The following is a 26,679-nucleotide window of genomic DNA, read 5'->3' on the forward strand; positions in this document are numbered from 1 at the left end:
TTCTTCCTACGATAACGTTAGTTTCTATTTCTACTCCAAGTTTCTTTACATTTTCTATTTCTGTTTTTACTACAGTTTCTTTTGGTAGTCTAAACTCTGGTATTCCATATACTAATACTCCACCTGGTTCGTGTAGTGCTTCAAATATCTTAACTTCATAGCCTAGTCTAGCTAAATCTCCTGCACAGGTTAATCCTGCTGGACCTGCTCCTACTACTGCTACTTTTTTACCGTTTGGTTCAGCTTTTTTAGAGATGTCTACATTGTTTTCTCTAGTCCAGTCAGCTACGAATCTTTCAAGCTTTCCTATAGCTACAGCTTCTCCTTTTACTCCTAGTACACACTGTCCTTCACATTGGCTTTCTTGAGGACATACTCTTCCACATACTGCTGGAAGTGCAGATGCTTCTGCTATTACTTCTGCTGCTGCTTTTATGTCTCCATCTTTCACCTTTTGTATAAAGGCTGGTATGTTAATGGATACTGGACATTTATCTACACATCTAGGTTTCTTACAGTTTAAGCATCTTGATGCTTCTAGGTTAGCTTCTTCATCTGTGTAACCTAAACATACTTCTTCGAAGTTTTTTGCTCTTACCTCTGGTGCTTGTTCAGCTATGGGTATTCTTTTCATTCTATCCATTATTCTTCACCTCCGCAGCCACAGTTTTTTGCATGATGGGTATCCCCTTCAGCTTTCTTAAGTTCTACTCTTCCTTCTTGAGTCTTGTACATAGCTTGTCTTCTCATTGCTTCATCGAAGTTTACTAAATGTCCATCGAATTCTGGTCCATCTACACATGCAAACTTAACTTCGTTTCCCACAGTTACTCTACAAGCGCCACACATTCCTGTTCCATCTACCATAATTGGGTTTAAGCTTACTATTGTATTTATATCTAATTCCTTAGTTAATAGGCATACGAACTTCATCATTATCATAGGTCCTATGGCTACTACTAAATCATATTCTTTTCCTTGATTTTGTACTAAATCTTTAAGTACTTCTGTTACTAATCCTTTATGTCCATAGGAACCGTCGTCTGTTGCTATATATAGGTTTCCTGCTACTTCTCTCATTTCTTCTTCTAGTATTAATATGTCTTTGCTTTTTGCCCCAACTATAACATCAACATTAATTCCTCTTGAATTTAGCCACTTAACTTGTGGATATACTGGAGCTGTTCCTACTCCACCTGCTATAAACACTATTTTCTTCTTTTTTAATTCCTCTAAATCTTCATGTACCATTTCTGAAGGTACTCCAAGTGGGCCTACGAAGTCATGGAAGTAGTCTCCTTCATTATAGGTAGCCATTTTTTGTGTTGATCCACCTAAGGTTTGGAACACTATTGTTACTGTTCCAGCTTCAGCGTCATAATCACATATGGTTAATGGAATTCTTTCACCTTTTTCATCCATTTTCACTATGATAAATTGTCCTGGATTTGATGATTTTGCTACTCTTGGTGCTTCTATATCCATTAGATAGATATTTTCATTTAATTGTCTTTTTTTAACTATCTTGTACATATTTCTCCTCCATATCATTACTTATGTATATTCTTCTACCAGTCTTTAATCCCTAGAGATTTAGCTTTTCTTACAACTGTGGATTGTGTTATTCCTAAGATTTCTGCTGCTTTATATGTACTTCCATATTTATTAAGGGTCTTTTTTATTATTTCTCGCTCTAAGTCTTCTACTGATTTTTTCAAGCTCGTAAATTCATCCATATTAAAGCAGTTAGATACTTTCTCCCTACCTAAAGCTCCATAAATCTTATCCTTATCTATCAGTTTCTCTTCTCCGATTATTACTAATCTCTCTATTATATTTTGTAATTCTCTCACATTGCCTGGCCAATTATAGTTTTCTAATGCTTGCAATGCCTCATTTTTAAATACTTTATTTTTACCATACTTCTTATTACTCTTTTCTAAAAAGCTATCGGCTAGAGCATCTATATCTTCTGGTCTTTCTCTAAGTGGCGGAATACTTATAGGAATTACATTTAATCTGTAAAATAAGTCTTCTCTAAACTTTCCTTCTTTTATTTGTTTATGCAGATCTTCGTTTGTGGCAGCAATAACTCTCACATCTATTTTTATAAACTCCACTCCGCCTATTCTCTTAATTTCTCTGTCTTGAAGAACTCTTAGAAGCTTTGATTGAAGAGCTATAGGCATTTCCCCTATTTCATCTAGAAGTAGCGTTCCATTATTAGCTATCTCAAACAATCCTAGCTTGTTTTTATTTTGTGCTCCAGTAAAGGCTCCTTTTTCATATCCAAATAGTTCAGATTCTAATAGTGTCTCTGGTATAGCTGCACAATTTATCTTTACGTAAGGTTCTTTATTTCTATTACTATTAACGTAGATTTCTTTTGCTACTACTTCCTTTCCTACTCCTGTTTCACCAGTTATAAGCACAGTTGCATCTGTTTTAGCAATACTTTTAATTAAGCTTCTTATACTATCCATCTCTTTACTCTTGGATATTATGTTTCCTTCAAGTTGAACTTTCTTTATGTGTTTTAACTCATTTAAATATTTCTTTTTTTCATTCTCAGCCTTATCTAAGTTCTCTTTTAATTTCATTAATTCAGTAATATCTCTCATTAATATAGTTATTCTTACTATATTCCCTTCTTCATCAAAGAATGGTTTTCCGCTCATAAGTACTATTTTATTATTTCTTTCTATAGTAGTTATTACTGAAATTTCTTTCTTTTTATCTCTAACTATATGTGATATAGGTTGTGGTTTTATAAGCCTCATAGATTTTTTATCTAAACTGCCTATCATCTGCAATGCCGTGCTCTCTTTATTATCATCTAAAAGTATAAATGCAGCATCTGAATAAAACCCCTTCTCCTCCCATATCTCTTGTATATTTCTTCCTACTATTTCATGTTCTTCTACTCCAGCAATTCTGGTGTATCCTTTATTGATATATATTACAATACCATCCTTGTCTGTAATATATACTCCATCATATACAGTGTCTGCTACAAGTAGTACGTCAATATCACTATCCATACGAAAATTATAAGTTTCCATCATTCTGTCTAACAATACTTTTGGAGAAAGCTCACTTTTATTAAGTATATCCGTATACTTTTTCTTGGTTTCAGAATCTACCTGAATTGTAATAAGGTTCTCATTCATATATTTTTCTCCCGTTTCTAAAATAACTATCCTAGCTTATTATATCAGAAATCGTTATCAGCATAAATATTGACTTTTTCTTAAATATCTGTACCTAAATGTTCAACTAATGCCTTTGAATCTAAGGCTATTTTCTCTATACTTGCAGCAATCTTTTCTATTGATTCTGCTTGTCCTGATGCTATTTCCCCAATATAACTAGATGACTCTATTGCCATATCTATTCCACCATCTATATTACTTAATGCTTCTGATATCTTTTTAGAAGTTTCTTCACTTAATAATGCAAGCTTTCTCATTTCTTTTGCTACTACAGAAAATCCTTTTCCATATTCTCCTGCTCTTGCTGATTCTATAGAAGCATTTAGTCCTAATATATTCGATTGTCTAGCTATATTACCTATTAATCTTACAGCTTCATTGCTCTTTTCCACATTCTCTTTTCCTTGCTTGGTTTCTTTAATCATATAATTTAATCTTTCAGAAAGTTTTACTGCATCACTAGCAAAGCCATTTACTATTTTATTAGTTTCCTCTAAGGATTTCATTAGTCTTAGGGATGAATTTTTTATATTTGCCACCTTTTCAATACTTTTAGAGACTCCTATACTTCCTATTACATCCCCTTCTCTATTCATTAGTGGCATAGCTGTTATCATTAAGTCTATTCCGTCAGTCTCTTTTGTAAGCACCTTATCTAATGTTTTTTTATTTTTTATTACCGTTCTAAGTCCGCTCATCTCTAGTTCGTTTAACTTTCCAACTTTAAAAGGTGCCTTAACATTTTGTCCATCTTCAGAATAAATACATTCTTCTTTATTAGTTATAGTTAATGAACAGTCTTCTTTAACTAATTGCTTTATTATTGGAGCAAAATCTATTATATTTTCTAAGTTCTTATCCATATTATCCCCCTCATCTTACACAAAGCACTTTTACCAATACAAAAATGAATCAAGCTAATGCAAATATGTTTTAAATCAACAATTTTATCGCTGCTATAGCCGTGACAACTAAAATAGTGCTATGAAATAACTTCTCATTAAGTCTTTTTATTACCTTAACTCCTAATACTGCTCCAATAGCTATTGCTGGTATCATTATTATAGTAAGGAAAATCGTATTGAAAGGAATGTTGTGCCAGAATACAACTTGTAGTGGTACTTTAGTTAAATTTATAATAAAGAAAAACCATGCAGTAGTACCCATAAATCCATCTTTTTTAAAGCCTCTTGCTAATAAATAAACACTGAAAACTGGCCCAGCAGCATTACCTATCATTGATGTAAAACCGCACAAAGCTCCCGTTAAAGCATATACAAAGAAGTTTTTAGGTATATTTAAATTTTCTCCCTTTATTTCAGTGTAAATTAATATTAATAGGCATATTATTACTGAAACTGCTATAAAAGACTTAAACTGCTTATCACTCACATAATTACCAACTATGATTCCAAGAACTAGTCCTGTTATAGCCCAAGGTAATAATTTTTTTATGTTGTTCCATTCAGCATGTCTATTATAATAATATAAAGCACCTATATCTCCTACTAAAAGCATAGGTAGCATAATTCCAGTGGATTCCTTACCTCCAAATACTCCTGCAATTATAGGTATAGCTGGCATTAAAAATGAACTTATTCCAGTCTTTGAAAAGCCAATACAAAATGCAGCTACTATCATCCAAAGCCATTGACCCAAAGATAAATTAAACATATCTATTAAGTTCATATATTTTCTTCCTTTCTTCGTAAAACTCGTTAAAACACTACCTTAAAATAGTAAAGCAATTTCCATGCCATATTTTTAACAATTAACATTTTAACATCCTTTATCTAGAAGAATGTTAAGTTTTTAGCTATCTTGCCATGTATAAAAATATAAATAGGTAATGTAACTATAGATTAAACTCATCTCCAATAATCTAAATTTAATACAATATTGTATTAATTAAGGACTATGAAAAACTTCATAGTCCCTTTTTACTTTACTTCTTTATCTCAATTGTTGCTGGTTTATAATCTAAATATTTTTTACGTTTTTCATTTATTACTTCCATGTTAGAGAAGTATTTTCTCATAGTGTCTTGTATTTCGAAGAAGTGATCCTTAGCTCCGCTGCCATTGATCATTGATTTTCTATATCCATCTTCTTCTATTATAAACTTCCACTTTCCATTTTCATCTTTTTCTAAATCTCCACCACAATGGCATACAGGACATTCTATTTTGAAGCCTTGTTCATTCCAATGTGGCTCTCCTAATGATAGAACATTTGAGTGGCAAACTGGGCACCATCCAAGGTTTTCATCTCCAAGGAACCCTACTTCTTCATAGTTTTGAATTCCCTTAACTACGTTTTCTCCAAGTTTTGCAGCTCTTTCTAAACTTTCTTCATCAAGAAGAACTTGTCCAGGTCTTGGTGCACGATTTATCATAACTTGGTCAACCACCTTGATGTCTTGAGTTAATAGGGTAATATTCATACTTTCTAGGGCAAGTGACATCCAGCTTCTAGTAGAGCCTCCATTTGCAATAATTCCACCAACTCTATGTTTAAAGTAAGCAGGATTATTTACTTGTTTATGAAAGTTTGGCTCATATGCTAAATGACGGTCTGTGAAGATTCTGTATAAACCTGCGGGCATAAATGAATACGCAGGGACAACTACAATAACACCATCAGCGGCTAACCATTCTTGCATAATTGTATCCATATCGTCTTTATCTTTAAATACACATTCAGGAGCTTCTCCCTTTTGTGTGAATTTTACGGTGCAAGACTCACAGCCAGAACAAGGTTTAATATTATAATTGTGAAGGTTAATCATCTTAACTTCTGCACCTAGCTCCTCCGCTTTCATTAGAGCTGCTTTAGCTAAAATTTCTCCATTTCCATTTTTTCTACCTGCTGTAACTGCTAAAATTTTCATTTCTACTCCTCCATATTACTTATTATCATCTTAAGTTTTTTATATTTCTGCTGCTGTATCAAATCCAGCGTGAACTGCTGCATATACATTACCTATTTGTTTTCCATCTCCTATAACATAAACCTCTGTTTCTGGAATAGCATGTCTAAGGCTAGCTATAACATCTTTACGTGGTCTCATTCCTAAAGCTAATGCAACTGTATCTGCTTCGTATTCTTTCCATTGGAATCTAGAATTTATAGTCTTAATTCCCTTGTCAGTAATTTCTTCTAGCTTAGTATTAGTTACAACCTTAACTCCATGTTTCATTAATAAAGATTGTAATGAGAATTTGTTTATTAATGAAGAACCATTTAATAATGCTTCTGGTCCTTGCATTTCAAGAAGTGTTACGTCCTTACCTTGCATTGCTAAATCAACAGCTGATTCAGCTCCTGTAAGTCCTCCCCCTATAACAATTACTTTGTTGCCTACTGGTACTCTTCCGCAATCTACATCTCCTGACCAATGAACATGTTCCTTATCAACACCTGGTATATTAGGAATCAGTGGAGTAGCTCCAACTGCTATAATTAAAGCATCTGGATTTTCTTCTTTTATCATATCTTCTGTAGCTTCTGTATTTAATTTTATTGTTGCTCCGCATTTTAAAGTTTGAGCAACTATCCATTCTAAGTAGTTTCTTAAGTCCTTTTTGAATTCAAGGTCTGTAGCGTGTTTTAAAGTACCGCCTAATGTTTCTTCCTTTTCAAAAAGTACAACTTCATGACCTCTTTCAATAGAAGTAAGTGCAGCCTGCATTCCAGCTGGGCCTCCACCAACTATTACAACCTTTTTCTTAACATCAGCTTTTTGAACTTTTCCCCCTGGATATTCTGTTTCACGTCCATTAGTTGGGTTAACGGAACATCTAGTTTTCTTAAAGAATGCTGAACGGCCGCAACAAGTATTACAACGTACGCAAGGACGTACATCTTCAACTTTTCCAAGAGCAGTTTTTCTCATGAATTCTGGATCTGCTACAAATGGTCTTGCCATAGCAACAAAGTCAACTAATCCTCTTGATAATATTTCTTCTGCATTCTCTAAAGTCATAACTGATCCAACTGCCGTTACATATAAATCATTACCAACTGCCTTTTTAATTTCTTCAGCAAAATGTATGTTTAACATGTAAGGAACATATAATGGTTGAATCATATATTGAATAGTAAATGGATTTGGAAGCATACCTGCTGAAACATGAAGTATGTCAATTTTATCTTTTATAAGCTTAACAAACTCAATAACTTCTTCAACTTTCATTCCGCCTTCAACTAATTCATCTGCACTAATTCTGTACTCTAATATAAAGTTTTCTCCAACTCTTCTACGTACAGCTTCTAATAATTCAATACAGAAACGTGCTCTATTTTCAAAACTTCCACCATATCTATCAGTACGTTTATTTACGTATGGAGATAAAAATTGTGAAGGAAGCATACCATGAGCTCCATGAATCATTACCATTTTAAATCCGCTGTCTTTACATCTTCCAGCAGCATCTGCAAAATCTTGGATAGTTTTATTTATTAATGGAATGCTCATTTCTTCAACTTCTGCTGGTGTTTTACCTTGAAGTTTAGAGAAGAATTCATCAATTTCAGCTGGTTTTGGCGTAGAACTAACTGGTTTTAACCCTTTAGTTGCTAAGTTCATAGAGTTAGCAAAACGTCCTCCATGGTTTAATTCTATAGAAATTAAAGAGCCATATCTTTGTATTTCATCAGCTAAATCATCTAGACCCATTTTTACATTATCATCACCTAGATTAATTTGTCCTTCATGGTCCATTGCATGTTCCCAGTTTATTGCAGAGTCACCTACTGTAACTATTGCTGCACCACCTTTAGCAAAGGGTCTATAAAATTCAATTACTTCTTTAGTAACCCATCCTTCTGGAGTTGCCATACAAGGTACCATAGGAGCTACCTCTATTCTATTCTTGAACTCCACTCCTTTTATTGTTATTGGCGAAAACACATTTTTATATTTGCTCATTACTAATTCCTCACTCTCTCTTAATATTCATCCATGTTCATTTAAATTTAACTAAAAGATTTCTCCATTCATTTCACTATATAGGCTTGGTAATATCTCTGCTAAATTGCTATACTCCTCAACATTATGGAAGGCTAGTCCCATCGGAGCTTGAATTGGCATCTGTATTCCATCTGGAAGCAATTTGCAAAGCTTTTTATCAATTATGTTATATCCCATCCAAAATCTTGTACGTGATTCCACTCCTCCATCTACTTCTCTAAATAAATGCATCATTACAGCAGGGGCTTTAGGTCCGCCAGCTCTTGACTGTGCCATACCATTACCACATACCACTGTTATGTTTTTTTCTTTAAGTTCCTTAGGATCAAAACCTATTTGTTCTGGGCTTAAGAACGAAATCTGAATATCCTCTGGTCCATTTCCTGTATCTTCTATTACATGATGTACACGTCCCTGGAATTTTTCTAACATTGGCGTCTCAGGATTAAGTATTTTTTCTCTATCTTCATCACTTATTGATATTCCATAATGACCGTCTCTAAACCATAGCATGTACCTTAAATCCTCAAGAGCATGCCATGCAAACCACCAGTTAATCATATCTAATGAAACTCCTGGGAACTTGTTGTTAACAGCAACATAACCAGTTCCATTTTCTAAAATGCAGTATCCTGTTTCTACTTCATCATATCCTGGTTCAAGTAATTTCTTTATGTCTTCAGGTTTTAATGCTTTCTCTGGACTCATAGGTCCTTTTTTTAGAATTTCCATTAATTCTGGGTTTGGAGTTGCAAGTTGCTTATAAAAGTACTTTGAATATGACTTTTCTTTTTCTTCGTTGGTTAATTCTCTTTTTAAATCCTTTATCATATCTCTCTCCTTATTTTTAATACTCCAGTAATCCTTTTCAAGTAAATTAATCTTTATTTGCTTGTTTATATTTTATCAATGTTCAAAATTTAATTAAAATGCCTATTTGTTATTACTGTTATACGCTATAGCTATAAATACACATTTTTATAGAATCTTTATTAGTTTTTAATTTATCTATTAGTGAAAATAAAAAGTCTCACATTGTTATCATAAAAAGCTAACAAATAGTGAGACTTGTAATTAATATAAATTTCTATATTATTGACATAGCTGCCATATAACCACTTCTAACTGAATCTCCAACTTTTCCTGGTTTTACACAATCTCCAATAACATGTACTTCTCTATCTTTACATGCATCTTTTAGCGCTTCAGCTAGTTCAATATTTGATTTCATTCCCATAGAAAAAATAACAGTATCAGCTTCAATAAAAGACTCTTGTCCATCTTTTAAAACTAAAACACCATTTTGCTTGAACTCAAGACATTTAGCTCCAATTATTTGATTTATTCCTCTTTTATCCATTTCATCTAATAGGGCATTTCTATAATAACCAAATGTTTCATAAGCCATCATTGTATTCATCTCAACAACAGTTACACTTTTTTCTTCATTTGCAAGATGAAGTCCTACTTCACAGCCTACAAGCCCACCACCTACAAGGACAACATTTTTACCAATCTTGTCACTTGAACTATATGCCTCAAGTGCATTCATAGCTGTATTTATTCCTTGTATTCTTGGAATACTAGGCTGAGATCCAACTGCAATAATTACTACATTTGGATTTATTTTATCTATTAACTCCATGTCTGCTTCTGTATTCATAATAACTTTAATAGTTTTATCTTCTTCAACTTCTCTAATTAAGAGGTTCTTAAAGTTTCTTAAATCCCTTTTATCATCATCTTTATCAGTAAAATTAATGATTCCTCCTAACTTGTCAGTCTTCTCAACTAAAGTTACCCTATGACCTCTTTCTTTAGCTGTTAATGCTGCTTGAAGACCTCCAACTCCTCCACCTATAATTAAAACTTCTTTACTTTCTTTCGGTATAGGCATACGGTCAGGATAATGTCCAAAACCTGAGTTTGGATTTATTGCACATCTTCCCATTGAGGCAGGTGAATAAATTTTGTTAGCCTCTTCTATTGTCAATTTTTCCCATAGGGGTATATCTGTCTTATGTTCACAGAATCCAGGGTAGCATTGAAAACATCTTACGCATCTTCTTATTCTCTCTTCTTCTCCATTCATTGCTTTATTTGCAAATTCAGGATCTGCAAACCCTTGTCTACCAATTTCAATAAAATCAGCTTTTCCAGAAGCTATAATTTCTTCTGCTTGCTCTGGGCTATTAATCCCCCCAATTACTGCGACTAGGGATTTTTTCACAACTTTTTTAATTTTAGCTGCATGTTCAACATTAACTCCATGTTTATCAAATAAATCTGAGAATGTATTTGTTTGATTTCCAGCCCACTTCAATCCATTTGATACATGAATTATATCAGCTTTACCATCAATTAACTTACAGAACTCAACTGTTTCATCAATGGTAAGTCCATCTTTAACCCCATCTTCTGCACTTATTCTAAGCTCAATAATCATCTCATCTCCGATTGCTTCACGAACTGCATCAAGAATCATAATTGGAAAACGAGCACGATTCTCCATACTACCTCCAAACTCATCCTTACGATGGTTTGTCCAAGGTGAGAGAAATTGCTGCATATTAAATCCATGTCCTCCATGAACTAATACTCCATCAAATCCGCAAGCTTTAGCAAATCTTGAAACTCTTGCAAAATCCTCGCAAACCTTTTTCATCATAGAGATATCCATTTCCTTTACCTCAACCCCGTCTTCTCTTACATATCCATCTGGCCCCCAAGGTTGATAAGGTGGCTTAGCTTCTGACCTAGAACCTTCATGACAAAATTCTAAATAAGAAATAGCTCCGTGTTTCTTAATTCTCGTTGCAAACTCTTTAATATCCTCGAAGTCTTCTCCCTCGTATTTATTAAAGTCCACTGGACGCTCTAAAAATAAACATAAAGCTTCTTCAGCATTAACCGAAATCTCTCCTGTTGATACTGCTGCGGAACCTCCTTTTGCTCTATTTTCAACCATTCTATAAACATTTTCTTTAATTTCAGGTAGAAATAACACAGAATGTGCAAATAATGTAGGCGCATTAATAATTCTATTCTTATATGTATAATTACGCACCTTAATTGGATTAAATAGATTTGTAAATTTACTCATAATAATACTCCTCTTGTTAATTCTTTAATTATTGATAACGATATCGTTTTATATTATTATGGTAGCATAGCACATTTTTTCAAACAATCAGCAAAGATATTGCTTAATGTTGCTTATCCAACACTTATACTTTGAAATGTTGCTTAAATATTATAGGGGGTATAGAAATGAGTGAAAAAGATTTAAGAGTAATAAAAACAAAACAAAGTATTTATAATGCTTTGCTTAAATGTATGAGTAAATATCCTATAAAAAATATTACTGTTAATAAAATAACAGAATATGCTCAAATAAATCGAACCACTTTTTATAAGTACTATGTAGATAAATTTGATGTGATTAACTGTTATATTAGTGACGTACTTGATAATTTTACAAAGAATGTAAACGCCGACTTTATCAAAGCATCAAATAGTGAGATTTATAATTCTGTATACCATGATTATTTCAAACATATATTAGAATTTTTTAAAGATAACTATGAAGTCTATATCACTTTATGGAATGCCAAAATTGAAAGAAATATTTACAATGAAATGCTTGGCATCCTTCAAAATGATATATTAAACATTATTTATACAGATGAGAAGTTTAATAAATCAAAAGATAGTTACGCGGACTTATACTCTTATCTTTTTGCATCTAACTGTATGGCAACTATCAAATGGTGGCTTGAAAGTTGCCCCGAAACTCCTCTAGATACAATTGGCCTACTTATGAAAAGTAATATGGAAAGTGGTTTTTTTCAGACTTACAGATCGATAATTGATAATAAACTCTCGATTATTTAAATTACTATAATTTTATTTATATTTTTGTTTCACTTAAAACTCCATTTACAAAGTGTGGTATGCTTGAATTCATATTTTCTTTTTTCCATGCCATTATAACATCTACAAAATCATTTTCAACCTTAAAAACTTTTATATTCTTATTATCATATCTTACCTGAGAATCAAATAATGCAACTCCTACTCCTGCCTCAACACAAAGAAGTACAGACTCTATATTGGGAAGCTGCTTTACTATCCTTGGATCAAATCCATTTTTTCTACATATTTTTATTATTCCATCAAACCCTTTAGGTGATTCATCTCTTGAAATTATAACAAACTTCTCATTTTTAAGGTCTTTAATGCTTAAACTTTCAGATTTAGCTAACGGATTAGACACATCCATTACAATATAAGAATTTCCTCTATAAACTGTATCCCAGACAATTCCTAATGAATCATCAACTTCAAAGGAAAGGGTAAATATTATGTCTAATTTTCCATTAATAAGCTTTTCTCTTAACTGTTTAAAACCATAACTCTCAACAATTAGATTAGTATCTCTATGTTTCCCTTTAAACTTCCTAATTATCATTGGTAAAAATACACTTGTATTCATAGATTCTAAGCATCCAATAGTTAAGGTGCAATTTTCACCTAAGTTGGGCTGTTTTACTTTTTCTATTGCCTGCTCTATAGAGTCTACAACTCCATTTATTTCTTTAAATAAAACCATTCCAGCTGATGTTAATCTTACATTTCTCTTAGTTCTAAAAAAAAGCTGGACACCTATCTCATTTTCTAATATAGCAATTTGTCTACTTAAAGAAGGCTGAGAAACATATAAATTTTTGGCTGCTTCTGTAAAATTTAAATGCTTCGCTGCAGCAAGAAAATACTCAATTTGAAGTAGGGTAACCTTTTCATAGTTCACAAAAACTCCTCCAATATTTTGTTTTCTATATTTTCCGTAAGGACAACTTAAATATAGCAAAGGTAGATATATAATTCAATCTAAGATATTTACCCTTTAAATGAGAAAATACCATCAAAATTTCAATATTTCGGCGGTATTCTCAATTAAGCTATATTAAATCATGTGATCCAATAAATATTTCTTATGCAATTATTGATGTTTAACTACTCTATTTATAAGTAAAAGTAGAATTCGTCTTCTGCTATTGACGAACCCTACTTCTTACTGAAAATGGTACTGGTATTTATGTGGTAAAATAAATTTAAAATGTTGAGGATAATATATAAATTGTAATCTTCTAATTTGGAATTCTCTTTTAGTAATTTTTTCTAAATCATCACATATTAGAATTACTGGTAACACCTAATAACTCTACACTACCTATACCTCTCCATATAATAAAGCAACTATTATGCCAAGAAATTTAAACCACTCATATTTTACCTTTATCAATCTTCAAAGGTCCATTAATCCTTACCTTGAGGACTCCTGCATTTTTTGATTAGGTTGTTTTTAATCTTAATCATTTTTATAATTACAGTTACTTTAATTCACTTCTGTATTGATTTCTAGATAAACAAAGTTTGATGTATATTAAACTATAACTGCAATGGCACAATCAATGCAACTTATGATATAATTCTAGCTGAATCAAGTTTTATTTTATATAATACATTTTATTATCACTTTGATTTATTAAAGTATTGTATTATTAATTTATATTCCTTGGAGAGTATTTTTTATGAAGAAGTTTATGGGATAAGCTGCTCATAGGTTTACCTAAATATTCACTATACAGTTTTATTATTTCAGGATTCTTATGAGATTCTCTTATATCTTTACTTTCATCAATTCTATAAATCTGTTCCAATCTTTTTTCTTTAGCTTTTAGAGTACTTCCAACAGGTTGTCCTCCTCCACCTACACATCCTCCGACACAGGCCATAACTTCGATGAAACTATATTCAACAGTTCCATTCTCTATTTGCTCTATTATATTTTTAACATTCGAAATTCCATGAACAGCAGCAATTTTTATAGGAACATCATTTATACTTATAACAGCTTCTTTTACTCCCTTCATTCCTCGAACTTCCTTAAACTCAATACTTTCTAACTTTTCATCAGTTAGTAGAGTATACGCAGTTCTTAAAGCAGCCTCCATTACACCTCCAGTTGCTCCAAATAATGCTCCCGCACCTGAGGCAATTCCTAAAGGAGAATCAAATCCCTCCTCTTTTATGTTTCTAAAATCAATGTTTGCAGTGTTAATCATCCTTGCAAATTCTCTAGTAGTTAAAACAAAATCTACTTCTTTTACTCCATTAGTTTTCATTTCCTCTCTATTGGCTTCATACTTCTTAGCTGTACAAGGCATAATAGAAACAGTTACTATATCTTCTGGACTTATTCCGAACTTTTCAGAATAATAGCTTTTAGATATTGCACCAAACATCTGTTGTGGTGATTTACAGCTAGATAAATTTTTTAATATGGTTGGAGAGTATATTTCCACATAATTTATCCATCCTGGACAACAGGAAGTAATCATTGGCAACACTCCATTTTTTTCTATCCTTTCAACTAATTCATTTCCTTCTTCCATTATAGTTAAGTCTGCTGCAAAGTTCGTGTCAAATACCTTATCAAACCCCATTCTTCTAAGTGATGCAACCATCTTACCTGTAACATTTTCTCCTGCTGGCATATTAAACTCATCCCCAACACTTACTCTTATTGATGGGGCTACTTGAACTATAACATGCTTATCTGCCTCATTAAGAAGTCCCCAAACCTTCTCAGTGTCATCTTTTTCATATAAAGCACCTACAGGGCATACTGTTGTACATTGTCCACAATATATACAATTAGATTTTTCTAATGTTTCATTATAGGCTGTTCCAACAGTCAGGTTGCTAGATCTATGAGAATGACAAAGTGCCCCTATTCCCTGTGTAGTTTCACACATCTCTACACAACGGTTACACTTTATACATTTTGACCTGTCTCTCACCACTGAAGGATTAGTGTTATCTAAAGGATATCTTTGGGCTACGCTTGATAAATCACTGTCCCTTAGATTAAATTGTCTGCATATATCTTGTAGTTCACAACTTCCATTTCTAATACACTTTAAACAATCCTGTGGATGATTTGCTAATATTAACTCTAAAACACTCTTTCTAGCATCTAATACTCTTTTAGAATTTGTTAGTATTTGAGCCCCTTCCCATACTTGTGTAGAACAAGCAGTAACTAATGAGTTTCTTTCTCTTATTTCAACAAGACAAATTCTACAGTTAGCTTTCACACTTTGGTCTGGATGATAGCATAATGTTGGTATATTTATATTTAAAAGCTTTGCGGCCTGTAAAATTGTAGTTCCTTCTGGCACACTTACTTCCTTTTTATCAATAATTACTTTGCAATAATTCATATATATGTTCTCCTCTTCACATTAGACTCTTTTAACTTACATGCAGCTATAGAACTCTTCTTTAAATTCCCTTATTGCAGAAATTAAAGGAGCCGTACAAGACTTACCTAAACCACAAAAAGATGCACTCTTCATAATATCAGTAATCTTATTTATACTTGCTAAATCCTCTGGACCTGCAATTTTATTAGAAAATCTTTTTATTATAACAGCTAATTGCTTGTTTCCCTCCCTGCAAGGAGTACATTTTCCACAGCTTTCATGAACAAAAAAATCTTGAACTGTTCTTACGTAATCTACAATGCTGTTACTTTCATCCCCTACTAAAATAGCCCCCGAACCAATAGCTAACCCACTTGCTTTAAAATCCTCATATGTATACTTAACGTCTAACATTATATCTGAAGCTATAGGTCCAGAAGCTCCCCCTAACTGCAAAAATTTAAACTTTTTATCATTTTCAATACCTTTTGCAACATCATATATTATCTCTCTTAAGGTTAAACCAAATGGAATTTCATATACTCCTGGTCTATTAACATTTCCTGATATACTTATTAACTTAGTTCCCTTACTCTCCCCAGTCCCACACGAAAGATACTCCTCAGCATCCTTTGAAAATAACACTGGAATTATGGCTAAAGTTTCAACATTATTTATACAGGTAGGCAGTCCAAATACACCTTTTTGCTTGATATATGGAGGTTTGATTCTTGGTCTTCCGCTTTTACCTTCTATTGATTCGGCTAGTGCAGAGCCTTCACCACAGACATAAGCCCCTCCTCCTGAAACTACCTCTACCTTTAAATTAAACCCTTTGCCTAAGATATTTTCACCAAGCAAATTCTCTTTTTCAGCTAACTCTATGGCAGTTCTCATTCTTCTTTGAAGCTTCTGATATTCTTCTCTTATATAGATATATCCTCTATCTGCATTTATAGCATATGCAGAAATTATAAGTCCTTCTAAAACCTTAAAGGGTGCCCATTCCAAAAGAGCTCTGTCCTTAAATGTTGAAGGTTCTCCTTCATCAGCATTACACACAATAACCTTTGAATCAGCTATCTCTTGAGCAGCTTGTTGAAGTTTTCTTCCAGTTGGATAAGCAGCTCCCCCTCTACCTTTTAATTTAGATGCAGTTACAACCTCAAATATTTCTTCCTTTGGCGTATCTACAACCTGCTTTAAAGCTGAAAATCCTCCTGATTTAATATACTCCTCTAAAGATTCAGGATTTTTAAAGTTAAAATTTTTAGATATTATTTCAACTGACTTTTTCATATTGATATCTCCTCTTTATTTACTTCCTATAATATTTCTTTTAAATTTTCTCCTCTATAATCATGAATAATATCTTTAATTTTTTTCTTACTTAACTCCCCGAAAATCTCATCTCCTATACGAAAAGCTGGTGATACATCACATGCTCCAAAACAAGGTGAGTACATTAACGTAAACACTCCATCATTAGTTGTCTCCCCTACCTTTATCTCTAACTGCTGTTCTAAAACATCTTTTAAAGTCTCATACTTATTCACCATACAAGCTGTACTATTACATATTTGAATTACATACTGTCCTCTTGGTTTATCAGATAATGCAGAATAAAAAGTAATTACATCATAAGTTCTGCTAAGAGATATTCCTAGATTTTTACTTACAAACTTTGCAATATCAGCAGAAATATACTGCTGCGGAGCAATTGCTTGCACCTCTAGTAAAATTCCTAGTATGTTGTTTTTATTATTTTCATACTTCTCTAAGATCTCTTCTATTTTTAAATATAAATCCTTTTCTAAATCCATGTTCATAATATTTAACTCTCCTCTCTTAAACTAAATCCATAAATTTCATTTCATATATTTATATAAAGCAAATATCATGCCAAATTCATTTTTGTTTACATTTATTATTATTGGGTTGTATAAACCCGCCATATTACTACGTTGTCACTCTTCTCCTTAAATTAAAACAATTAATAGTTTTATGTTTTATTACCAAGTAGTAATATTAATTTGAATTTAATCAAGAGTTTCTTTTAGCATTTATGCTTACTTTAGTCCGATACATAGATTTATCTATACTGATACGTTTGTGTATTAACACAATATATGATGTGGCCTTTCTTCTGTTATTACTTTACCTTAATAAAAAACTATTATATAGCCTAAGTTCTTTACCCTTGATTAGGTAAGTATGAAAATTTTTTACTAAAAGTAAAAAGCATACCAAATTAGCATTTATAACTAACTCAGTACACTTTTCATACTAAAATATACATCTCCTGAAGTATTCTATATAAAAAAAATAAACTTTATGTACATCTATTTTGTTTTTATATAATCGACCAACACTTCTGAATTTCTGGTAATTTGTTCCATAGTGGCAGCTAACTCTTCTAATGAAGCAGCTTGATTTGTTGATATTTTACCTAACCCGTTTATTGCTTCTATTATTAGCTTCATACTATTGCTCATCTCAGCAAGTGCATATGAAATCTTTTTGGATGACTCACCGCTATTCAACGCTAGCTTCCTCATTTCACCAACTACTACTGAGAATCCTTTTCCATGCTCTCCTGCTCTTGATGACTCTATTGCAGCATTAAGCCCAAGTAGATTGGATTGTTTTGCTATGCTTTCAATCAACGTGACCGCCTCAGTGCTTTCGTTTATTAATTTCTCTGTTTCTCTTGTATTATCTATCATATAATTCAAATTTTCAGATAATCTCACAGCACTATTAGCAATTTCTGATACGGTTAAATTAGTTTCTTGAAGTGAATTTTTCAACTCTTCTGTGGAGAATTTAATCGCCGCAAATTCTTCAGTACTTGTATTTAAGCCTATGTATCCAACTACTTCTCCCTTCTCATTAAAAGCCGGAATTGCAGTAGCTTTTAAATCTATACCATGTTTTTCTTTTGTATAAACATTAGTTAATGTTTTCTTTTTTCTATAAACAGTCTCACTAATACCTGTCTTATCCTGAATTCCCTGATCAATCTTTTCACCAGTTTTCAATGGTGCTTTCACATTCTTACCATCTAAAGCATGTAGGCATTCATTTTTATCGCAAACCATAATGGCTGCATTCCCTCCAAACATTTCGCTTATAATTGGCGTAGAATTAATTAGAGATTCAAAAATTTTCTCCATATAAAACCCCTCCTTAGTAAAATATTTTCCAGTTGATATTATATCATTGATTTGACTACGTTTTCATTAGGAGTATTATTTCGAATTCTTTTTAATATTTTTAAGAAGCTTATCTTAAATGGCGAGAATTATTTAATATATAGAATAAAAGAGGCTTTTACACCTCTTATCTCTTAGTTTCTTGGTCTTATTGGGTATTGATTAATAGGGACATCTTCAGTACCTAAAGTCATTTCTCCATCTACATTTTTCACTACTATCCACTTTAACCAATTCTCATTATCTGTATTTGGAAAGTCCTCTCTTAAAAACCATCCTCTTGACTCTTTTCTTAATGACGCTGCCTTAAAGAACATTTCCGCTGAAAGTACCATAGCTTCAGCTTCGTGACAAGACAATAAACCATGATAATCATCTGCTTTTAATTTGACTAACTTTTCTTTTACCTTTTCTAACTTCCTTAAAGCTACATTTAATCTATGTTCACTGATGTATATGCTGTTCTCTACAGGAGCTATTATAGCTTGAACATCTTGAATTATTTCTTTTGCTGTAACACCACCTTCTCTATAAAGTGGAGCAAAAGCCCTCTCCTTACAATCTTTTATTTGACCACCAACTTCTTTTACATACTCTAGTTTTTGAGCATATCCTACAGACTTTTCTCCTGCAACTATTCCTGCAAATACAGCATTTAAGATTCCCGAACCTCTATTTCTTCCTGGAGGAGCCGGAACTGCTCCAGCTACTGCTGAACCACCAAAACTAACATCACCTATTGCAAATAATCTTGAAATAGTTGTTTCCATATCATTATTAACCTTAACTGGTGACTGCTCGCCCAAAAATCCTGGTGCAACCTCATTATCTACATCTACACTATGACATTTTTCATATATTGTTCTCCATAATTTAAGTCCATAAGGTCTATTCCACATCTCATTAGTTGTGAACATAACTTCATCCCCTTGAGTTAATGGACATTCTTCTGGACGCATATATATAGGCCCTCTACCTGATGCCATTTGGTTATACCATTCAGCTATAGCTTTTGAATTAACATCTGCTTCTGGGAACCATCTAAAATTCTTTGTAACATTTTCATCTAATGAATTATATAAAACATTTTCATTAAATACTAGCTCATGGTGACTCTTTACTTTAAATAGTTGTGCAAAATTTCCAAACTCAGCGTTTCTCATTTCTGCTCCTGCACGATAAGCTGCAGCTATACCATCACCACGTCCATTAGCCCACATATTTATAACTCTATAATTTTGACTTCCTGTAGCTAATATTACAGACTTGGCTTTAATAACGTAAAAAGTTCCATCCAATAGGCTATATCCAGTGGCTCCTACTATTTCCCCTTCATTTGTTAATAAATCTGATATAGTTACTTTGTCTATAATTTTAACACCCTTTTTCTCAGCGGTTCTACGTACCTTAACCGTTATGTCAAGGTCTACTCCTATCATTCCAGTCATAGGACCAGTTGGAAATACCCTTAATGTTCCATCTTCATTATAAGGTACCTTTACTCCCCAGTCCTTTAGTTTGTCTAGCATTTGGTGATTCATACTAACATATTTAAGCATTTGTGGTTGATTTCCTAGGAAACACCCTACTGCATTTGCATGGTATGCTACAAATTCTATTGGTTTAACTTTATCAAAATCAAAGTATTGTAATACTCCACCACCTCTATTGGCTTTTCCACTATATCCACAAGTTTGTTTTTCAACTATTAAAACATCCGTATCACTATTGGTTTCTTTAGCTGTAATAGCAGCCGCAAGACCTGCTATACCGCCCCCTATAACAAGAACATCTGTAAACAATACCTGCTCAGCATAATTTTTATTATTCATTTCTATTCTCCTTTTACCTACTTAAAATTATTTGTACATATCAAAACTTTGATGTAATAACTCACCTTTAAAATCAGGTATTACTTTTATACAATTTTTTACACATACAACTTCACAATAATTACAGTGCACACAATCCTCTACGTATTTAAAAACAGGTTTTTTCTCTTCCTCATTCCATCTAATTACATCTATAAAACATGACTTGTAGCACATTTTACAGCCTATACATTTCTCTTTATCAAATTCTATTTTATTATTCATATTCATATTTACATCCTCCATTAAAGAAACATTAAAAGTTATCTTTTTCTTCCTCAAAAATTTTAGGAAGTATCTCAGCTAAATGTGTAAATTCTTTTATGTTATGAAGTAATAAGCTCTTAGGTCCCATCTCTGGCATTCTTATTCCATCTGGAAGTGCCTTTACTTCCTTTCCGTTAACTAATGTCCACCCCATCCAAAATCTTGTTCTAAGTTCAACTCCACCTTCAATTTCTCTTATAAAGTGTGTCATAATTGTTGGGGCTGGCGTAAATGGTGGTTGTCCTTTTCCAAAAGCTTTTGCACATACAATAGTTCCACATGCTTCTGTACCTATTTTACTTATATCAAAACCCAAATCTCCTGGATTTTTAAAATTTATAATTATATCTTCTGGCCCCATCCCTGTATCCTCAAGTACATAATGAGTTGTATCCCAATAACGTTCTTTATATGATAAATCGTTATCTTTAGCCTTTCTTCTTTGCTGAGTTTCAGCTTTATAGTGATCCTCTGGGTTCCAGATTGTGTATCTAAGATTATCAAGGCCATGCCATGCAAACCACCAATCAAACATCTCTGTTGTAACTCCTGGCATTGTAGTTAAGTTAGATACATAACCTGTCCCATCTTCCATTACACAATAACCGATCTCACAATCTAAATATCCTGGTTCGAATAAATCATTTCTATCCTGTATTCTTAACGCATCTTTTGGATTTATAGCGCCTCTCATTACTAAATCATACTTTTCCTTCTGAGCCTCAGTCATTTCAAGATCATAGTACTTAAAATAACTTTTTGACTTATCTTCTTCTTTAATAGGCACTTTTACTGACTTTTTTTGTTCCATAATATTAATCTCCTCCTCAACTTTTAACATTACTTGTACAGCTATTATAAAAGCAATTTCTATGCCAATAATTTATATGTTAATTATTTCACATTAAATAGACTAATTTACTCTATTCGTGTAATTGTTATCATAATTTTCTTTAATGTGTTAAACCACTATTTGATTCAAAAATGTATCGATGTTCAAATTAAAAAATATTAAAAATGAAAATAATCGCTAACTAAATTTAAATTTAATTAGCGATTCTTCTATTTTTTTACCATAATATTAATCTATTCCATATCCAAATTATCTATATATCATTTTAGAGATGTGAAACAAAAATTTATCATATAGAAACATTTTTGTTTCACCAATCTTTAATTCCTAATGATTTTGCTTTTCTTAAAACAGTAGGTTGAGTTACTCCTAATACTTTTGCTGCCTTACGAGAACTTCTATATTTTTTTAGTGTTTTTTCTATAATATCTTTTTCTAATAAATCTACTGCTTCCTTAAGAGTAATTTCTTCTCTTTCAACTAAATATTGTGAAAACTCATTTTTTCTGAGTATATTATTGATATTTTCTTTATTAATTATCTCATCGTCACCATATATCACAAGACGTTCTAATAAATTTTCTAACTCTCTAACATTTCCAGGCCAATTATATTCTTCTAAAACTTCTAATACACTTGCCTCTATTTTTTTATTTTTATTATATTTCAAATTAAACTTATTAAGAAAAGTATCTGCCAATATGCTTATATCATCTTTTCTTTCACGAAGCGGAGGAATTTCAATAGGTATTACATTTAATCTATAATATACATCTTCTCTAAATGTTCCATTTTTAATTTGTTGTTCCAGATTTTGATTAGTTGCTGCAATTATCCTGACATCCAGATTAATAGGTTTTGTTCCTCCAATTCTTGTAATCTCTTTTTCTTGAAGCACTCTTAAAAGTTTTGATTGTAGCTTCATTGGCATTTCCCCTATTTCATCTAATAGTAAAGTTCCTTTCTGTGCTAATTCAAAATACCCTAACTTTTCTTTTTTTATAGCACCTGTAAAAGCCCCTTTTTCGTATCCAAACATTTCTGATTCAAGTAGACTTTCTGGAATAGCAGCACAGTTAATTTTTATATATGCTTTATTGCTTCTATTACTTTTTTTATAAATCTCTGTTGCAATAACTTCCTTTCCAACTCCTGTTTCTCCAGTAATAAGTATAGTTGCATCTGTCTTTGCCACACTATTAATTAATTGGATAATTCTTTTCATAGAAGCATCTTTTGCTATCATATTATCTTCTTTTTGATTATTTCTTAGATATATTAATTCATCAAGATATCTCTTACTTTTTCTCTCTATATCTTGCAGTTTCTTCTTTAAATTAATAAAATCCTCCATTTCTCTTATGACTACTAACACATAATTTACTTCTCCAAAATTATTAAAGTATGGTTTTCCTTTAAAATGGACTATCTTTCTATCATTCTTTCTAACAAGAGTCCCTATTATAGAAATCTCTTTTTTTTGTTCTAATACCATTTTACATATTGCAAGAGGCTTTTCAGTTACATAAGATTCATTCTCTTCTCTATTATCTTTAATTTCTTTATCCTGTAAATCTTCATTATTTAATATTACGTACTCATCGCTTAAATATCTTTCATTTAGGACCTCTTGCATATATCTGCCAATTACTTCATCAGGTTCTATTCCTGTTATCTTTGTATAATTCTTATTAACAGAAGTAACAATACCATTTTTATCAGCTAAATATATACCATCAGATATTTCATCTAATATTTGGGTAATACCTAATTCTTCTTGTCTGAAATCTATACCATCCTCCGTTATTTTATCAATCTCATTATTAATTCCTATTAACTCTCTCTCATTCACAACTAATCTCCACCTAACTTTATATAAACCGCTCACATAATGTTCTATATTATATATTCAACAATAACACATATTCTCCTCTGAATAAATTGTTTACTTCTAATTATTGTTACTATTTATATTTAAATTCTCTTTACTAAGAGAACTATTAACGTCTATATTTTTGAATCTTTCTTCTAAATAAAGTTCCTTGTTCCATCATCCCAATGTTTCACTGCTCCACTGTTCCTATGTTCCAACATTCCTATGTTCTACTGCTTCGCTGTTTCTGTGTTTTTACACATTTACACACTCTACACTTATGCTCTGTAGAGGCTCTCATTAGATTCCTCCGCACTTATTACCTGTAGAAATCTCATGGCTTCATTAAATTTCTTTTAGCTTCTTTCCTATATAATCCTTACATTAGCTCACTAGCAGATTTGTAAGAAAAAAAGCATACATAGCTAACTATATATGCTTAAAATAATTATTACATATTGTTATATTATCTTAGAAGTTATCTTTTTCCTCGGAGTATATCTTCGGAAGTATTTCAGCTAAATGAGTAAACTCTTTTAAATTATGAGCGAATAGACCTTTAGTCACCTCAATTGGTAATCTTACTCCATCTGGAATTACTTTAACCGGTTGTCCATTTATGATTTGATAACCAATCCAAAAACGACTTCTTAACTCAATTCCGCCTTCAACGTCCCTTGTCATATGCGTCATAACAGCAACCGGACCTTTTCCCACAGTTGGTCCATGTCCATTAGCACACATCATAGTTCCACAATATTTACTTCCAATTTTGCTTATATCATATCCCAAAGTATCTGGTGCCTCAAATTCAAGAATTATCTCATCTGGTCCTGCTCCAATATCTTCTAAAACACGATGCTTTATCCCCCAAGTTCTTTCTCTCATAGGAAGTGAAGCATTTAGATTTTTTTCTCTATTTTGTGTCCTTGCATAGAAATGATCTTCCGGGTCCCATATTCTATATCTTAAATCTTCTAAGGGATGCCAAGCAAACCACCATTCAAACATTTCAGTTGTAACTCCTGGCATAAATGTACGATTTGCTAAAAAACCTGTTCCATCTTCCATATTACAAAATCCTATTTCGCAGTCAAGATAACCAGTATTAAACAAGGCATTTCTATCTTGAATCTTTAATGCTTTACTTGAATCTATTGGTCCTTTAGAAAGTACTTCCAACTTCTCATTTGGAATTGATGTCATATCCAAATCGTAATATTTAGCATATCTATACGTTCTTTCTGATTCTTCCAATTCCGCTCTTACTACCATGTTCATCCTCCATTTACTTTAAGAATATTGCAGTTACAGCACAATCTATTGCTGCTCCTTTAGCTTTTTCCTTCAATTCTTCTGGAACTTCTTCGTATTTTACATCTATTCTGTCATCTTTATGATTAAATGTGAATAATTCTGGATATAAATCTTCACATAGCCCACATCTTATACAATAATCTTTAATTGTAACCTTCATATTATATTCCTCCATTAACCTTTAATATACTTGCAAGCTTCATCTGCTGAAGCAAAACCTTGTCCAAAACTTATGCTACTCATTCCAATGCCTCCAATTGGTGGATTTCCAAACACTTCGCCAGCAGCGCAGTCTCCAGCTGAATACAAGCCTTTAATAACTCTAAAATCTTCATCTAGAACTTCACATTTACCATTTATTTTTATTCCACCCATTGCTTGATATCCACCTTTGAATACACGCATAGCATAGAACTTCTTCTCTCTAACAGGACGTAGAAAAACTGGATTTTTACCAAACTCATCATCATGCTTTTCATCACAGTACTTATTATAATTATCCACTGTATCCTTCATATTTTCACAGTCTATACCTGTTTTTTCACATAATTCTTCAATAGTATCTGCAAGGAATATATGTTTATTTCCTTTTATATTAATCAGTTCTTCAAATTGAGCACGTACATTGTTAAGTTTTTCTGCTGGGAATATCATATATATATACTCTAGACCTTCTTTTTCCATATGTTGTACTGTTTCTTCATCAAACACAATGTATCCACATTTATCTTTTTGATTAGCAATAGCTGTACCCATAGTCATATGATCATTTGACATTTCTTCATTTATGAAACGTTTTCCTAATTGATTTACCCAAAGATAAGGTTGTTCTTGAATAGTTCTAGTTTCATTGAAAACTACCCATGGTACGTTTCCAATTATACCTGGTCCAGGTACAAGATTATGTCCATTTATACCCATAGACCCCTTTGCACCACCAATCGCCCATACAGCAGCCTGACCATCACCTGTCATTTGAGCATTAGGGAATGTGTTAAATAATACATTACCACCATCATCACAATTATTATTTGTGTATATATGCCCAGTATACTCCTTTATGAATTCAGAATTGTCACTAAAGCCACCTGATGCAACAATTAGCGCTTTTGTTGATATTTTAATTTCATTACCATCTTTATCTATAGCAATTGCTCCTGTAACCTTATCCCCTTCTTTTATTATCTTTTTTATTGGACTATTAAAATATATCTCTCCACCAAGTTCTATAAATTTATCGGTAGCCTTTTTGCAAATTAATGCTGCCCCATGACCTCTTCCTCTAGCTTTAAAGAAGTAATAATCTCCAATATGATATCCATTTGGAAAACCGCCGCCATATCCACGTTTTTCACCTATTTCTTCTAGTGGGGTAGGTGCCACTGCTTGAAAATCTAAACCTAGACCTCTTATATATTCAGGAATACGTGCTGAATTTCTAATCCATGTGTGAGCAACAGCTGGGTCTGCATTCCAATTTGTATAGTTCATGTGAACATTAAAAGCCTTATCAATATATTCTTTATCATTCTTTACTGCCATAGTACACATAGGTGTGTTTGATACTCCACCTCCTTGAAATGGTCTTTTTTCAAATACTGCAACCTTAACTCCTTTTTCTGCAGCAGTTACGGCTGCAGCTAGGCCTGCAAGACCACTTCCCATTACTACTAAATCAACATTTACATGTTTCATCGTAAAACTCCTCTCTTAAACAAAAATTCTGATATTGTTTTCAATATATTATTAAGCAACTATCATGCCAATATTTTAACATTAGCAAAATCAACATTTTTGCATTAAAAACAAACCCCTATAGATGCTTTTT

Annotated in this window: 22 protein-coding genes; 1 reads left to right on the forward strand and 21 read right to left on the reverse strand. The window is 32.4% G+C overall.

Annotated elements, in window-relative coordinates; genetic code table 11:
- From L1S49_RS00005 to L1S49_RS00045, 9 genes are all read right to left on the reverse strand, one after another.
- The coding region (locus tag L1S49_RS00005; RefSeq protein WP_238901977.1) for an NAD(P)-binding protein at positions 1 to 643 on the reverse strand (643 nt) is incomplete at its 3' end.
- The gene (locus L1S49_RS00010) at positions 643 to 1,533 is read right to left on the reverse strand and encodes a sulfide/dihydroorotate dehydrogenase-like FAD/NAD-binding protein (RefSeq protein WP_238901978.1); all 891 of its coding nucleotides are present in this window, start codon (positions 1,531 to 1,533) and stop codon (positions 643 to 645) included. The genes L1S49_RS00005 and L1S49_RS00010, both read right to left, overlap by 1 nt.
- Before the next feature lie 35 nt (positions 1,534 to 1,568).
- Complete coding sequence (locus tag L1S49_RS00015) at positions 1,569 to 3,170, reverse strand: sigma 54-interacting transcriptional regulator (protein WP_238901979.1); 1,602 nt, start codon at positions 3,168 to 3,170, stop codon at positions 1,569 to 1,571.
- A gap of 80 nt (positions 3,171 to 3,250) precedes the next feature.
- Positions 3,251 to 4,075 carry a methyl-accepting chemotaxis protein gene (locus L1S49_RS00020; RefSeq protein ID WP_238901980.1) on the reverse strand — a complete coding sequence of 275 codons (825 nt, stop codon included), beginning with the start codon at positions 4,073 to 4,075 and terminating at the stop codon, positions 3,251 to 3,253.
- Between the two features lie 70 nt (positions 4,076 to 4,145).
- Complete coding sequence (locus L1S49_RS00025) at positions 4,146 to 4,901, reverse strand: sulfite exporter TauE/SafE family protein (RefSeq protein ID WP_238901981.1); 756 nt, start codon at positions 4,899 to 4,901, stop codon at positions 4,146 to 4,148.
- A 256-nt stretch (positions 4,902 to 5,157) separates the two neighbouring features.
- Positions 5,158 to 6,102: a flavodoxin family protein gene (locus tag L1S49_RS00030; protein ID WP_238901983.1), complete on the reverse strand. Its 945-nt coding sequence runs from the start codon at positions 6,100 to 6,102 to the stop codon at positions 5,158 to 5,160.
- A 39-nt stretch (positions 6,103 to 6,141) separates the two neighbouring features.
- Positions 6,142 to 8,142, reverse strand: coding sequence for an FAD-dependent oxidoreductase (locus L1S49_RS00035; protein ID WP_238901985.1), 2,001 nt, complete (start codon positions 8,140 to 8,142; stop codon positions 6,142 to 6,144).
- A 51-nt stretch (positions 8,143 to 8,193) separates the two neighbouring features.
- On the reverse strand, positions 8,194 to 9,015 hold the full coding sequence (locus L1S49_RS00040) for a hydrolase (RefSeq protein WP_238901987.1): 822 nt from the start codon (positions 9,013 to 9,015) through the stop codon (positions 8,194 to 8,196).
- A gap of 256 nt (positions 9,016 to 9,271) precedes the next feature.
- On the reverse strand, positions 9,272 to 11,287 hold the full coding sequence (locus L1S49_RS00045) for an FAD-dependent oxidoreductase (RefSeq protein ID WP_238901989.1): 2,016 nt from the start codon (positions 11,285 to 11,287) through the stop codon (positions 9,272 to 9,274).
- A 167-nt stretch (positions 11,288 to 11,454) separates the two neighbouring features.
- Here L1S49_RS00045 and L1S49_RS00050 point away from each other — a divergent pair, with 167 nt between their 5' ends.
- The gene (locus tag L1S49_RS00050) at positions 11,455 to 12,078 is read left to right on the forward strand and encodes a TetR-like C-terminal domain-containing protein (RefSeq protein WP_238901990.1); all 624 of its coding nucleotides are present in this window, start codon (positions 11,455 to 11,457) and stop codon (positions 12,076 to 12,078) included.
- 16 nt (positions 12,079 to 12,094) lie between these two features.
- Here L1S49_RS00050 and L1S49_RS00055 read toward each other — a convergent pair whose 3' ends face one another.
- The 12 genes from L1S49_RS00055 to L1S49_RS00110 form a co-directional block, all read right to left on the reverse strand.
- A complete protein-coding gene (locus tag L1S49_RS00055; protein ID WP_238901992.1) occupies positions 12,095 to 12,994 on the reverse strand; it encodes a LysR substrate-binding domain-containing protein in 900 nt (299 codons plus the stop codon).
- 754 nt (positions 12,995 to 13,748) lie between these two features.
- Positions 13,749 to 15,473, reverse strand: coding sequence for an NADH-dependent [FeFe] hydrogenase, group A6 (locus L1S49_RS00060; RefSeq protein WP_238901993.1), 1,725 nt, complete (start codon positions 15,471 to 15,473; stop codon positions 13,749 to 13,751).
- A gap of 36 nt (positions 15,474 to 15,509) precedes the next feature.
- Positions 15,510 to 16,754, reverse strand: a complete 1,245-nt coding sequence (locus tag L1S49_RS00065) for an NADH-ubiquinone oxidoreductase-F iron-sulfur binding region domain-containing protein (RefSeq protein ID WP_238901995.1) — start codon at positions 16,752 to 16,754, stop codon at positions 15,510 to 15,512.
- 26 nt (positions 16,755 to 16,780) lie between these two features.
- Complete coding sequence (locus L1S49_RS00070; protein WP_238901996.1) at positions 16,781 to 17,284, reverse strand: NAD(P)H-dependent oxidoreductase subunit E; 504 nt, start codon at positions 17,282 to 17,284, stop codon at positions 16,781 to 16,783.
- Between the two features lie 513 nt (positions 17,285 to 17,797).
- Positions 17,798 to 18,631: a methyl-accepting chemotaxis protein gene (locus L1S49_RS00075; RefSeq protein ID WP_238901998.1), complete on the reverse strand. Its 834-nt coding sequence runs from the start codon at positions 18,629 to 18,631 to the stop codon at positions 17,798 to 17,800.
- A gap of 173 nt (positions 18,632 to 18,804) precedes the next feature.
- Positions 18,805 to 20,502, reverse strand: a complete 1,698-nt coding sequence (locus L1S49_RS00080; RefSeq protein WP_238902000.1) for an FAD-binding protein — start codon at positions 20,500 to 20,502, stop codon at positions 18,805 to 18,807.
- Between the two features lie 27 nt (positions 20,503 to 20,529).
- Entirely contained in the window at positions 20,530 to 20,772 is a 243-nt protein-coding gene (locus L1S49_RS00085) for a 4Fe-4S dicluster domain-containing protein (RefSeq protein ID WP_238902001.1), read from the reverse strand.
- A 25-nt stretch (positions 20,773 to 20,797) separates the two neighbouring features.
- The gene (locus tag L1S49_RS00090; protein WP_238902003.1) at positions 20,798 to 21,619 is read right to left on the reverse strand and encodes a phloretin hydrolase; all 822 of its coding nucleotides are present in this window, start codon (positions 21,617 to 21,619) and stop codon (positions 20,798 to 20,800) included.
- Positions 21,620 to 21,971: 352 nt separating this feature from the next.
- Positions 21,972 to 23,513, reverse strand: coding sequence for a sigma 54-interacting transcriptional regulator (locus L1S49_RS23345; RefSeq protein WP_238902005.1), 1,542 nt, complete (start codon positions 23,511 to 23,513; stop codon positions 21,972 to 21,974).
- A 492-nt stretch (positions 23,514 to 24,005) separates the two neighbouring features.
- Positions 24,006 to 24,809, reverse strand: coding sequence for a phloretin hydrolase (locus L1S49_RS00100; protein ID WP_238902006.1), 804 nt, complete (start codon positions 24,807 to 24,809; stop codon positions 24,006 to 24,008).
- Positions 24,810 to 24,822: 13 nt separating this feature from the next.
- A complete protein-coding gene (locus tag L1S49_RS00105; RefSeq protein WP_238902008.1) occupies positions 24,823 to 25,011 on the reverse strand; it encodes a ferredoxin in 189 nt (62 codons plus the stop codon).
- 14 nt (positions 25,012 to 25,025) lie between these two features.
- The gene (locus tag L1S49_RS00110) at positions 25,026 to 26,546 is read right to left on the reverse strand and encodes an FAD-binding protein (RefSeq protein WP_238902010.1); all 1,521 of its coding nucleotides are present in this window, start codon (positions 26,544 to 26,546) and stop codon (positions 25,026 to 25,028) included.
- Between the last annotated feature and the right edge of the window lie 133 nt (positions 26,547 to 26,679).

The sequence above is a fragment of the Clostridium sp. YIM B02506 genome (assembly GCF_022324845.1).
In the GTDB taxonomy this organism is placed as follows: Bacteria; Bacillota; Clostridia; order Clostridiales; family Clostridiaceae; genus Clostridium_T; species Clostridium_T intestinale.